We start from the raw sequence: 13,055 nt of genomic DNA, 5'->3' as shown, positions 1-13,055 counted from the left end.
TAGCAGAAGATTCAGCAAACATATCTGTAGCACATCTATCTGGTAGTAAATCTATGCTGAAAACCAGCACAGCGAAAGTATGTCTATCCCGAGAAACATCACCTTCGCTGTTTATACCCACATTAAAAATGTATGGTGTGCAACCCGTCAGAATCCGTATTTCCAGCCAACTGTAATCAGGTAACTATAATTCTCAATGCCAGAAGCATTCTTAAATGTGGTCACCGTATTTTCCGCATGATCATAGACTTTGGTATCGCCTTTTTTGTCCAGCATCATGCTGGCTACGGCTTCAAAAAACAGTTGGGAATGTTCAGTTAGCTCATAGCCCAAGTTACCCGTCAGCGAGAAGTATTGCTGCCCTCTGGCATCATCCTTGAAAGTCAAATCTCTAAAATAATGGTGATCTATCGCTGAGGCATTGACCCAGCTACTGAATTTGAATGCCCCACCCGCCTCAAACTCTCCATAGCGATAATTCCCAGCTACGCCGATGTAAGGCACTGTGAAACGTTGCTGATAAGAGATAGCCTTGGCATCAATGAACTCGCCTCTATATGCCCCATTCCAGTAATTGAAAATACCGCCTTTAGCCACAAAGCTATAGTGCGTATCTTGATAGCCAGCCATCAGGCCAAAACGCCAAGTAGGGTGATTAAAAAGCCAGGCTTTGAGGTTGATATCAAACTCACGCGCGTGCTTAAGGTCGGTATCTGCGTGGTAACTATGATGCGTCCACTGTTGTTGGTCAGCATCCAGCCAATCGTAATCGTTCATCTTTCCCGCAGTCTTGGCGACTGTGGTCCATGCTGACAGCCCCAGGGATAATCTTTTTACAATATCCCACTCTAGATTCCCTTTGAGGTGGGCGCGCTGTCATATTGCCAATCCAACTGACTAATTTTACGGCCACCCTGACTATCCGCGTAAACACGCTCCTTGGCTTCGCCACTCAAGCTTCCCAAGTTGAGATTGCCAGTAATTTTTCCAGGTTTGGAATATGAGTCTTCACCATCTTCCAATCCAATCTCGCTACTCTCCAATACCGCTTCATTGTCTGCCGACACAATTTCGGTGGCAGCCAGTGCCGGAAAAGGCAGCAGCGCACACATGACATATCCCACCATATTTGTTTTTTTCATATCCCTATCCTTGTTCAAATTCAATTATTTGCCGTGAAGTTTCCTGTCATGCTTAAAACCGCAACAAGACAAATAACTTTACTTTAAATTTGAACTATTAAGCAAATATGCAATGAGAGTGCTCAAGAAAATATCCCTGTGAATAAATTAAATTGCATTAAATTCAATTGGATAATTAATTTACGGATTAAAGATATCAAATACCAGCCATGAATTATTTTGTCAATTAACGGGCGGAATATCTTAGATGCGAGTAGCTAAAGCGGTGTGTTGAGCAGTCAATGGCCAGCACCTGGAAGATGTGTGAAGCTAGGCTTGAACGCGGTGGGATAAACATCTCATGGTGAAATGTGCGGATGTTCTTAATGAGGGAGATTTGGAGAAGGATTGCCTGGCGCTGGAGAGCGCCAGGCATGACTACTTATTTCAAGCGCTTGGATTGCACTTCATCGATCAGGCGTGCTGCCCTTTCCTTGCCACCGAGGCCAAAGGCAATGGCCAGTGCCAGGAAGATGGCGCCAAACACAATCACAAATAAGGCAGTCAGCAACTGTGTGCCGATATCCAGTTGTTCCAACGCCACAAACAAGGCAAAAATCTGGATGCCGTATTCAGCGGTGGTACTGATACGCAGTGCACCTTCATACTTCATGCCATGCAACCAGGCAAACACCAGGCGGTTGATAAAGCGTGCCAGCAAAGTACCGAAGATCAGCACCAAGATGGCAACAATAATCTTGGGCAGGTAATTGGCAAGGTTGTGCAGCATCAAGCTACTTCAGTCAGACCAAGGATTTTGGCGCCGGTAATCACAAACAGCAGAATAACCAGCCAGTAGATCACTTGGCTGATGACACCACTGAGTGTCAGATCAAAATCGCCATGCTTGAGGAATGCCTCTAGGCCTGAGCGATCAGCAAAGGTATCGAACTGCGCTAGTTCCAGCGCGCGCTTCACACCTACGCGTGCCACCTTGCACATGCCCAGCCAAACAACAAAATCACAATGACAGCCAACATCTTGGGGAAGAAGGTAGCCACCTCACTCCAGAATTGGTTGAGTGAGGCTAGGAAAATATCGATCTGGTATTGCATATTGCACACTCCTTTATATTTATAGTGAGGCCCACATCACGGGGACACTCTCTGCCAATGCTGGATAGGCTTGGCACATCAGGGGTTAGGGAGCGGCCTATTTTCGCGTAATTGCCATTGCTGCGCAAACGAAAAAGCCTTTATTTGTAATAAAAAACATTAAATTAATTATTTAATCTATTGTATTTAAATTATTTACCCTCCTAAATTGTTGCGCTGCTTATTAAGATTTGGGATTAAGTTTGGGGTTTAGCCTGAGGTAAACACGGGCCAATAACAATATTGCTAGCACCAAGGCATATAAAGCGGGCTGGGTAATATCCTGCTTAACCAACCACCAGTAGTGCAGGATGACCAGAATGGCGATTGGATAAACCAACTGATGCAGCGTTTTCCAGCGGCGTTTGAGTTTGCGCATCATGAATTGGTTGGAGGTCAATGCCAGCGGCAGGCTCAGCATTAAAGCCGTGAAACCAACCAGCACATAGGGGTGCTTGCTGATATCTTCAATAATTTCCGCCCAGGCAAACCAGTGATCCAGCCAGAGATAACTGAGGAAATGCAGGCAGGCATAGAAAAACATGAATAGCCCTAACATGCGTCTATAAAGCAGCAACCAGGGCCAGCCAAAAATCAGCTTCAAGGGCGTAATGACCAGGCTGAGCAGCAGGCTGACTAAGGCCCAGGTGCCAGTTGAATGCTCAATAAACTCTACCGGATTAGCCCCGAGTTCATCGCTGAAGCCCAGCCATAGCAGGCGCAGCAAGGGCAATAAACCCAATACAAACAACAATAGTTTGTAGCAGCTAAGTGTGGTCTTGCTGGGCGGCATCAGAAATTCTTGGCGAGATCCATGCCAGCGTAGAGCTGCCCTACTTGCTCGGCATAACCATTAAACATTTGCGTGGGAATGCGGCGTGTGAACAAGCCACTGCCAATTCTGCGCTCACTGGCTTGCGACCATCTGGGATGTGCCACCTTGGGGTTCACATTGGCATAAAAGCCATATTCATTGGCGGCTGCCCGCATCCAGGTGGTTTGTGGCATTCGTTCACTGAAACGGATGCGCACTATGGATTTACCGCCTTTGAAACCATATTTCCAAGGCACCACTAGGCGCACAGGCGCGCCATTCTGCTTGGGTAAGTATTCGCCATACAAGCCCACAGCCAAAATCGTCAGTGGATGCATGGCCTCATCCAGCCGCAATGCCTCCAAATAAGGCCAATCCAGGATGGGCGCGCGTACGCCTATCATGCTGTCAGGCTCTGCTGCAGTGATGAACTCCACATATTTGGCATTGGAGGTGGGTTGTGCCAGCTTGATCAGGGCACTCAGCGGTATGCCCACCCAGGGAATCACCATGGACCACCCTTCCACGCAACGCATGCGGTAGATGCGTTCTTCCAGCGGGGCCAGCTTCAAGAGCTTGTCCATGTCCAAGGTCTGGGCTTTATGTACCTCGCCCTCTATGCTGATGCTCCAGGGCGTAGTGCGGAATTTCTTGGCATTGACGGCGGGTTGTTCCTTAGCCGTGCCAAACTCATAGAAATTGTTATAGGTGGTCACGTCCTGATAGGGCGTGAGTTTTTCTTCTTTGCCAAAGTCAGTCTTGTTGAACTGCTTGATAGGAGGCTGGTGAGGCGCATCCTCAGCCTGCGCCAGTGCTGGCCAAGCCGTACTTAATGGAGCAATCGCACTTAGTCCCAGGGCTTTGACAATCTCACGCCTGCGTCTAAACGTTTCCACAGGCGTAATTTCGGAGGGGGCGATATCGGCGGGCTTGCCTATCAGCATGATCTGGCCTTTCAGGTTAAGGAGGCCAGCCCGCGACCGGCCTTATTGCTGGGATAGGTTTTTTAACTGCAAGTTCACTTCCGCAGAGAGTTTTTCAGCGCCTATGGCGTCACTGATTTCCAGCGCCTGTTTGAAGCTGGCCAAGGCTTCATCCTTGCGCTGATTGGCCAACTGGCTTAAGGCGATGTAGTAGTAGCCCTTGGCGGCCCAATAACCATCACCTGCCTCGCGCGCCTGAGTAATCACCTTGTTGATATGACGCTCCGCATTGGTGTAATCCTTGGCATCAATATACAAATGCCCTAGCTCCAGCCCGGCATTGGCGTAATCATCAAACGTACCATCAGTGCGCTGCATAACCACGGCCTTGGTCTGATTGGCAATGGCATCGTCATACAAGCCCTGTTTGGCCTTGAGTTGGGCCAAATGCTCATGGGTATCGGCACGCTCGTTATTGTTGCCAGCCAGATTGAGCGCGGCATCATAGTGGCTTTGTGTGGTGGCGAAATCTCCCTGCTGCAATGCAGCTTCACCTGCCAGCAGTTGAATCATCACCTGGAGTTTCTGGCTTTTCTGTTCCACGGCCAGCTTGAGCGCAGCGTTATAACTTTCCTGCGCCTGTGCAAACTGGCTGGCCGCCTTGTAGGCATTGCCCTTGAGCATCAAGGTCACCGCGCGCTCCTGTGGGTTATTCGCCAGCGGTTCTGCCTTGGTAAAACTTTTCACAGCTGCATCGGGCTGACCCAGTGCCAGCTCTGCCCTACCCTGACACAACAACAACTCCCGCTGGAGCTTGCCAGGCTGCTGCGCCAACTTGAGGGCTTCTGCGGCGTTGCCATCACTGAGTTGTGTGAAGCATTGTTCGCTCAGTGTCGCAGCCTGAGCCTGGCTGGCTAACAGCAAGCTGACAAGGACGGGAGCAAGGCGCTTGGTAAGACCAAAGCAAGGATGTAGCTTGAAAAGTGTCATCATGATTCCAGGTATTGGTTCCAGTCGTGTGCGGTCAGTCCGCGGGCAAAAAATTCGGGATTAAGGATGGTGTCCTTGCTGTTATAGCGCAAACGTGTGCCATGTCGGTCTACCAGCAGCCCGCCAGCCTGTTCCAGCACGCATTGGGCAGCAGCGGTATCCCACTCCGAGGTCAGGCCCAGTCTGGGATAAAGGTCTGCCCTGCCTTCAGCCACCAGGCAAATCTTCAGGGAACTGCCCATGGCCAGCACCTCAGGCTCGCCATGACGTTGGGCAATGTTGTGCAGCAAAGCCTGGATTTTGCTGCCTGGGTGCGAGCGACTGCCAGCAATGGTGATGCGCTCAGGCTGCAGGCTGCGCGCCTGTATGCGTACAGGTTGGCTACTACCCTCTTGCTTGTAGGCACCCTTGCTATCGGCGTAGTAGCAAACATCCAGCGCAGGCGCGTAGACCACGCCCATGATGGGCAGGCCATGCTCTATCAAAGCGATATTGACGGTGAATTCATCATTGCGCTTGATGAATTCACGTGTGCCATCCAAAGGGTCTACCAGCCAATAGCGCGTCCAGCCCTGGCGCTCGGCAAAATCTGGCAGTTCTGATTCTTCAGAAATGATGGGCAGCGCGGGGTGCATGGCCTCCAGGCCTTGCATAATGATGTCATGCGCGGCCAGATCGGCTGCGGTGACTGGCGTTCTGTCCTGCTTTTGCTGCACGTCGAACTGGCCCTGGTAAACCTGCATGATGGCACTGCCTGCCTGGCGCGAAAGTGCTAGCAGTGTCTCTAGGGTGTTCATGCGTCCAGCAATTGCCGCAAGCCAGCTTCATCAAGAATACTCACCCCCAGCGCCTGCGCTTTTTCCAGCTTGCTACCAGCTTCGCTGCCTGCCACTACATGACTGGTTTTTTTGGAGACGCTGCCACTGACCTTGCCGCCTGCCTGCTCTATCAACTCTTTGGCATCTTCACGCGTCAGGTTGGGCAAAGTGCCTGTCAGCACAAAGCTCAAGCCTGTGAGCTTGCCCTGCTGGTTTTGCTTGCCAGTGCCCTCATCCCATTCTATGCCTGCGGCCTGCAAGGCCGTGATCACCTCACGGTTATGGGCCTCGGCGAAAAAGGCGACAATTGAATCAGCACAATGGGGCCAACATCAGGCACTTGCTGCAATTCTTCACCAGTGGCCGCCTGCAATGCCGCCAAGCCACCAAAATAGCGCGCCAGGTCCTTAGCAGTGGCTTCGCCCACATTACGAATACCCAGGGCGTAAATAAAGCGCGCCAGCGTGGTGTGCTTGCTGGCCTGCAAAGCCTGCAATAAGTTTTGTGCAGATTTCTCTGCCATGCGCTCCAGGCCGGATAATTGCTCCAAGGTCAGGCTGTAGAGTTCGGCCAGGGTCTTGACCAACTGGCTATCCACCAACTGCTCCACCAGTTTGTCACCCAGCCCTTCAACGTCCATGGCGCGGCGCGAGGCAAAATGCAAGATGGCCTCCTTACGTTGTGCCGAGCAGAACAGCCCGCCAGTACAACGCACAGCGGCCTCATCTTCCAGCCTGACGGCATGTGAGCCACACACCGGGCATGCATGCTTGATACTTTCCAGCAATTGGTAAGGCTGAGTCTCGGCAGGCCTGCGTTCCAGCAGCACCCCCACCACCTCGGGTATCACGTCACCTGCCCTGCGCACACTGACGGTATCGCCCACGCGCACATCTTTGCGGTCAATTTCATCTTGATTGTGCAACGTGGCATTGGTCACAGTCACACCGCCAACGAATACTGGTTTTAGGCGTGCCACTGGCGTGATTGCCCCGGTACGGCCGACTTGTACATCAATGGCCAACACTTCTGTCAGCGCTTCTTGTGCCGGGAATTTATGCGCAATGGCCCAGCGTGGCGCACGCGACACAAAGCCCAGCTCGCGCTGCTGATTCAGATTGTTGACTTTATAAACCACGCCATCGATATCAAATGGCAAGTCATTACGCTCATTACCTATGCGCACATAATAGTCACGCAATCCTTCCAGCCCCTGCACCACGGCACGTTGTCTGCTGACAGGGAGCTTGAGGCTATCGAGATAATCCATGGCGGCGCTATGGCTGGTAAATGCGGGCACGCCTTCGGTCACGCCCAGGCCATAGGCAAAAAAGGTCAAGGGGCGCGTGGCGGTGATATTGGGGTCAAGCTGACGCAAGCTGCCTGCCGCGGCATTGCGTGGATTGACAAAGCGCTTCTCGCCCTTGGCTTCCTGCTCTTGGTTGAGCTTGTCGAAATCGCGTTTCAGCATCAACACTTCACCGCGCACCTCAAGTAAGGCCGGAGGAGTTTGCAGCGGTAATTTTCTGCGTATGGATTTGATGGTGCACAAGTTGCTGGTGACATTCTCACCGCTATAGCCATCGCCACGCGTGGCACCTTGAGTCAGGATGCCATGCTCATAGGTCAGAGTAATGGCCAACCCGTCAAATTTTGGCTCTACGGCATACTCTATGCTGTCAACACCCAGGGTTTCACGCGCCCGTTTGTCGAACGCCAGCAACTCCTCGTCCTCAAAAGCATTGTTGAGCGAAAGCATGGCCTGTCTGTGGGTAACGCTATCAAAGGCCTTGAGTGCTGTGCCACCAACACGTTGTGTTGGTGAGTCTGGGGTAATCAGTTCGGGGTGATCAGATTCCAGCTGCTGTAATTGCCTGAACAGCCTGTCATATTCGCTGTCCGGCACGCTGGGGGCATCCAGCACGTAATATTCATAATCCAGTGTCAGTATTTGTTCACGCAAGGCTTGCAATTGCTGCGGGGCTTTTTCTGGCCCCGCTTGTGATTGCAGGTCTTGCGCAGACGATGTCGCGCCAGCCTCCTGCTCAAACAGGCCGGTTTGCTTGATTGTTGTCATCTCAGCCTTCAGGAAAACAGGCGCAAGGCGTAGGCCTCGCCTGGGGCTATGCCACGTGCCACCATCTTGTCGTGTATCAGCTTGATTTGCTGACGTATCTTGTCTATCTGCGCATCACCAAGCTCGCGTTGCTTTTCATCCACCAGATGCGCGCCCAGGCTATGTTCCATCTGCCGCGCCAGCAACACCATATGGTTATAGGCTTCGCCATAGCTGCGTACCCGTGGGATATCAAGCTGGAAGCTCAAACCACGAATCACCGAGCTACGCAGCATTTCTGGGGTAAATGGCTGAGGGTCATGGTTGACGACAGAGAACAGCACCTGCTTCTCACCATCCGCACCTTCGGCTAGGTAATGATAAGCACCGTCAGTGCCCAGGCTTAAGCCCCCCGCTTCTGCCAGGCCACGGAACTTGGTGCCGGTAAACGAACCACTGCCGCCCTGGGTAAGGTGGAAGGCCACCATCTGGTCAACTTCTATGCAGAACTGATCAAGCTGTGCCGCATGTTGCAAGGGATTTTCTGCATGTATCCATTCCAGATCCGCATTGAGGTTGTCGGCAAGTGCCTCTACTGCAAGATGGAAGCGCGACAGCGAGCCAGTGGAAACTGCACCTGAGCGATCCGCCAGTTGCAGTGTGCAAACAGCGGCGCTGAAACTAGTGGATTCTTGCTCACGGGTCAGCAAATGCCAGCGTTGATCCCCTGCTAGCCCATAGGCATACACAGGCTTGTCTATATCTGTGATAGAGAGCAGAAATTCGCGTAACTGCAAGCCGCTGGCAGGCTGCGCCAGTGTCAATACGGCACAGAAGTCGATATCGGTGTTGATTTCAGCAGGCAACTGCAGCTCAGGCTGAGGTGGGTTATTTGGCGTAGAAGCCATGGCAGGCTGCGGTGCTAGCTGGTTTTCTTCTTCCCAGGGCGGCAAGTCTTCTGCCTCTTGGGCTAGGGCTGACTCATGTAGGGCATTCTCGGGTTCGTACTCAGTTTCAAACTGAGCATGATATTCAGGCTCCAATTCGGCTTCAGGCTGATATTGGGTCTCGAAGTGGTGATTACTTGGGTTTTTATCAAGCTCAGGCGCAGCATATGGCTGTGATTCTATATGCTGCGGCTCGACATATTGTGACCCGGCAAAAGCTTGTTCGTCGGAGGAAATGTCGGTTTTGCTCAGCTTGACTGCAGACTCGGATAAGCGCACTTCGGCATGGCTGTCTTCATCCTCATCTTTCAGGATGGCATTGTGGTCAAACTGGAAATCATCGTCTCTATCCAGGCGCTCTCGGCTTGTGGATTCACGGCTGGCAACATCACTTTGTGGCGTGGCTTGTTCCATGAGGGCATCGTAGCGTGGCTCATCAAAACGGCTGCTGGTCTCGCGCTTGAATTTGCGCTCTTGCCACCAATTGAAGGCCATCACGCTGGCGATGAAGACTGCCCCCAGTGCCAGTAGCGCCCAATGTAGATCAGTCATTATGTTGTTGCTCCAAGTTTTTTGATCCTAAAGTGATCTTGGTTATAAGTTGATCTGAGTTTGAAACTGATCTTTTAAATTGATCTAGGTATTGCCTTTTAAACTAACCTTATTTTTAAACTAACTTTAAGCTTAGCTGGATACATCAGGCGGCCTCATGCATTTGCAGGGCCGCGGCCATATCCACTTCAACAATGCGCGAGACACCTGACTCCTGCATGGTCACGCCTATCAGTTGCTGGGCCATTTCCATGGTTATTTTATTATGGCTCACAAACAAAAACTGTGTGCGCTCTGACATTTTTTTCACTAATGCACAGAAACGCTCGGTATTGCTGTCATCCAGTGGCGCATCAACCTCATCCATGAGGCAGAAAGGTGCAGGGTTAAGGCGGAATAGCGCAAACACCAATGCCAGCGCTGTTAATGCCTTTTCGCCACCGGATAATAAATGGATGGTGCTGTTCTTTTTGCCGGGTGGCTGGGCAAATACCTGCATCCCAGTATCGAGAATTTCGTCACCCAGCATTTCCAGCCTGGCCTGGCCGCCACCAAATAGCTCGGTGAATAATTCACCAAAATTGCGATTGGCCTCATCAAAAGTAATTTGCAAGCGGCTACGGGTTTCGCGGTCTATGCGGCGTATCGCATCTTCCAGCGTCACTATCGCCTGCTCAAGGTCAGCAGCCTGACTATCCAGATAATGCTTGCGCTCGCGCTCGCTCTCCAACTCTTGCAGGGCAGCCAGGTTGACCGGGCCTAATGCCGCAATCTGGCTATCCAGCGTGCTGATCAGCCGCTCCAGCTCATTGCTGCGCGTATTGACCGTCAAGCCTTGCACCAGTTCAGACTCTTGCAGCCCACAGGCCTGTAATTGTTGCTCACATTGTTCAAAATGCAGGCGCGCCTGTTGTTCATTAAGGCGTGACTGCTCAAGCTTGTCGCGTAGTGGATGTAGTGCCTGCTCGTGTTGCAGGCGCAAGCGCTCTTGCTGCTGCAAGGCCTGGTCTGCACCAGCAATCAGGTCTCGTGCTGCAGCCAGTGCGGCCTCATGTTGCTGCTTGAGCGTCAATGCCTCGGCCAGTGCCAGTTGGTGAGGTTCCAGGTCTGAACCCAGCAATAAAGCCGTGTTTTCTTGCTGCCGCGTTGCTAGCGTTTGAAGCTCTTCCTTGAGCGCAGTCAGTCGGCTGCGGGCTTCGCTAATATTGCTTGCAAGTAATTTGTGATTGAAGGCTTTTTCTTGCGTTTCGCGCTCAGCCTTTTGCCAGGCAACCCGCACCAGGTTGAGCTCGGCCTCAGCACTATTGCGCCTGGCCTGGGTGCCTTGGCGATCTGACTGCAATTGCACCAGCCCACTGCGCAATTGCTGCAGCGTCTGTTGCTGTTGGTTTTGTGTCTGGGCTAGTTGCAAACCCGCTTGCTCCTGATTTTTCAGGTCCAGCTCCAAACTGGCGCGGCGTTGTTGGGTGTGCTGCAGCTCCTGGCGCAATTGCTGCAATTGCAGATGGCGCTGATGCTGCGCCTGGGTTGTGTTACGCAGTTGCTGCTGCAATTGTTGCTGTTGCTGGCGCACGCTTTGCAATGCTTGCTCGGCCTGGGTCACCGACTGTTTGCTGGCTTGCAGCGCCAGCCGCAACTGTGGGATATCCGCTTCCAGTTTTTCCAGCTCTCGCTGGCGCTCAAGCACGCCATGCAGCGGATTATTCTGCGCGTGCAGGCTGACGCCATGGCGGCTATGAATATCACCAGCAGGTGTCACTATGGTTTCACCTGCTGCCAGTGTGCTACGCATTGCTTGGGCTGCACTGTCGCTTTCTGCAATCAGTACCGTATCCAGCCAGTCGTTGATCCACCCTTGCAGCGCTGGCTCTTGTACCTGCACTTTGCTGCCCAAGCTATTCTGCCTACTTGCCTGGGTTAAGCCTGGGTAAACCAGACTCACGGCTGCCGGAGGTCTCGCATCGCCAGCTTGCAGCGGCTGATCCGTGATCAGGGCATTAAGTCTGGCCCCGAGTACGGATTCCACAGCGGTTTCCCAGCCTGCGGCAATGCGTATCCCTTGCCAAAGTCTGGTGCTGGCGCTCAGACCATGCTGTTGCAGCCATTGATCCAGCTGTTGCTCCCGGCCCATATTGTTTTGCAGCTTGCGCAAGGCATTGGCTTCAACTTCGGTCTGGTTAAGCTGACGCTCGGCCTGCAACATGGCGTCACGCAACTGATTGAGGTGCTGATTTTGCGACTGCTCAAGATCACGTTGCTGATTCAGCTGCTGCTCTTCTTGCTCCTGCTGGCGCGTAGCCGCCTGATGCTCACTTTCCAGCGCCAGAATTCTGGTCTCGTCAGGCAGCTTGAGTGTGGCAAGCGATTGCTGCAGGCGTTGCAAACGCTGCTGGTGATCCTGCTGGTTACGCTCGGCATGCTTGAGATTGGTTTCTTCCAGGCGTATGGATTGCTCAGCTTCGTGCAATACGCGCTGCGCCGCAGTATGGGTATGCAGTGCAGACTGGAAAGCCCGTTCCGCTTCAGGCAGTTTTAGCTTAAGCGCCTGTAAGTCTGTGCTGGCAGCTGACTCTTCCAGGCTGGCGGCTTGCTCCTGCTTCAGCAAGCTTTCCAGCTTGCTGTTAAATTCCTCGGATTGTTGCGTTAAGCGACTGGATTGATCGCTGAGCTGCTGTTGTTGCAATTGCAGGCGCGCACGGTTTTCTTGGTTATGGCGTAGTTGCTGCTCATGGCGCGCCACTTCGGCATTGGCTTCGTAGTAGGCAGCTTGTGCCAATTGCAATTGGCTGGCCGCAGCATGATGTTGTTCACGCAGGGTTTCCAGGCTGCTCTCGCTCTGGCGCAACGCCGCCATTTGCGCTTCCAGGTCTACGCCTAAACGCGTTACCGTCGCCTGAGTTTTTTCCCATTGGCTGGCGGCATCGCGTTTTTTTAATAGCCACAACTGGCCATGACTAAGTTTTAGCTTGTTTTGCAGGCCCTGATATTGCAGCGTCACCGCAGCCTGGGATTCCAGACGCGTAATCTGCTTATCCATCTCCTGGCGGATATCTTCAATGCGCGTCAGGTTCTCTTTGGTATCGCGCAATCTGGACTCAGTCTCGCGCCTGCGCTCTTTATATTTAGATATGCCTGCGGCTTCTTCCAGGAAAACCCGCATTTCTTCCGGCCTGGCTTCCACAATACGGGAAATGGTGTTCTGGCCGATGATGGCGTAGGCACGCCCGCCCAAGCCCGTACCGAGAAATAAATCGGCAACGTCACGACGGCGCACTACGGTGTTATTGATGAAGTAGGTAGAGCCTTTATCGCGTTCTATCACGCGCTTGACTGAGATTTCCGCATATTGCGACCACTCACCCGCTGCGCCGCCCAAGCTGTTGTCAAAAATCAGCTCCACGCTGGCACGTGAGGCCAGCTTGCGATTGCCCGAGCCATTGAAAATCACGTCGGACATGGATTCGCCGCGCATTTCCTTGGCGCTGGATTCACCCAATACCCAGCGTATGGACTCCATCACATTGGATTTGCCGCAGCCATTCGGGCCCACTACGCCTACGCGGTGGCCATGGATATGCAAGGTGGTGGGGTCTACGAAAGATTTGAAACCGGCGAGCTTTAGATGAGTCAGGCGCAATTGATGAAGGTCTTGGCTATAATGACACTTTTTTGATAACCAG

At 52.5% G+C, this 13,055-nt stretch carries 6 protein-coding genes and 3 pseudogenes; all 9 read right to left on the bottom strand.

Features of this window, described 5'->3' with window-relative positions; all coding sequences use genetic code 11:
- Positions 1-147 precede the first annotated feature (147 nt).
- The 9 genes and pseudogenes from JCM2850_RS16815 to smc all read right to left on the bottom strand — a co-directional run bounded on the left by JCM2850_RS16815 (position 148) and on the right by smc (position 13,012).
- A pseudogene (locus JCM2850_RS16815) lies at positions 148-1,112 on the bottom strand (omptin family outer membrane protease).
- Between the two features lie 451 nt (positions 1,113-1,563).
- Positions 1,564-2,236: pseudogene (locus JCM2850_RS16810) on the bottom strand (mechanosensitive ion channel family protein).
- 223 nt (positions 2,237-2,459) lie between these two features.
- Positions 2,460-3,068: a protein-methionine-sulfoxide reductase heme-binding subunit MsrQ gene (gene msrQ / locus JCM2850_RS03430; RefSeq protein ID WP_036265388.1), complete on the bottom strand. Its 609-nt coding sequence runs from the start codon at positions 3,066-3,068 to the stop codon at positions 2,460-2,462.
- Positions 3,068-4,033, bottom strand: a complete 966-nt coding sequence (msrP, locus tag JCM2850_RS03425) for a protein-methionine-sulfoxide reductase catalytic subunit MsrP (protein WP_025869781.1) — start codon at positions 4,031-4,033, stop codon at positions 3,068-3,070. The genes msrQ and msrP overlap by 1 nt, the downstream gene beginning before the upstream one ends.
- Positions 4,034-4,075: 42 nt before the next feature.
- Complete coding sequence (locus tag JCM2850_RS03420; protein WP_081774927.1) at positions 4,076-5,005, bottom strand: tetratricopeptide repeat protein; 930 nt, start codon at positions 5,003-5,005, stop codon at positions 4,076-4,078.
- On the bottom strand, positions 5,002-5,799 hold the full coding sequence (gene cysQ / locus JCM2850_RS03415; RefSeq protein ID WP_025869779.1) for a 3'(2'),5'-bisphosphate nucleotidase CysQ: 798 nt from the start codon (positions 5,797-5,799) through the stop codon (positions 5,002-5,004). The genes JCM2850_RS03420 and cysQ overlap by 4 nt, the downstream gene beginning before the upstream one ends.
- A pseudogene (ligA, locus tag JCM2850_RS16805) lies at positions 5,796-7,897 on the bottom strand (NAD-dependent DNA ligase LigA). Before ligA ends, cysQ begins: the two are co-directional and overlap by 4 nt.
- 8 nt (positions 7,898-7,905) lie before the next feature.
- On the bottom strand, positions 7,906-9,375 hold the full coding sequence (locus tag JCM2850_RS03405) for a cell division protein ZipA C-terminal FtsZ-binding domain-containing protein (protein WP_025869778.1): 1,470 nt from the start codon (positions 9,373-9,375) through the stop codon (positions 7,906-7,908).
- 145 nt (positions 9,376-9,520) lie between these two features.
- On the bottom strand, positions 9,521-13,012 hold the full coding sequence (smc, locus tag JCM2850_RS03400; protein WP_025869777.1) for a chromosome segregation protein SMC: 3,492 nt from the start codon (positions 13,010-13,012) through the stop codon (positions 9,521-9,523).
- Positions 13,013-13,055: the final 43 nt, after the last annotated feature.

This window comes from Methylobacillus glycogenes JCM 2850 (assembly GCF_000617925.1).
Taxonomy (GTDB): domain Bacteria; phylum Pseudomonadota; class Gammaproteobacteria; order Burkholderiales; family Methylophilaceae; genus Methylobacillus; species Methylobacillus glycogenes.
Note: the sequence above shows the minus strand (reverse complement) of the source record. Positions and strands in the feature narration are given on the sequence as shown.

Coding starts and splice junctions, on each gene's coding strand:
- JCM2850_RS03420 (WP_081774927.1), bottom strand. CDS start 5,005: ATGATGACACTTTTCAAGCTACATCCTTGCTTTGGTCTTACCAAGCGC.
- cysQ (WP_025869779.1), bottom strand. CDS start 5,799: ATGAACACCCTAGAGACACTGCTAGCACTTTCGCGCCAGGCAGGCAGT.
- msrP (WP_025869781.1), bottom strand. CDS start 4,033: ATGCTGATAGGCAAGCCCGCCGATATCGCCCCCTCCGAAATTACGCCT.
- msrQ (WP_036265388.1), bottom strand. CDS start 3,068: ATGCCGCCCAGCAAGACCACACTTAGCTGCTACAAACTATTGTTGTTT.
- JCM2850_RS03405 (WP_025869778.1), bottom strand. CDS start 9,375: ATGACTGATCTACATTGGGCGCTACTGGCACTGGGGGCAGTCTTCATC.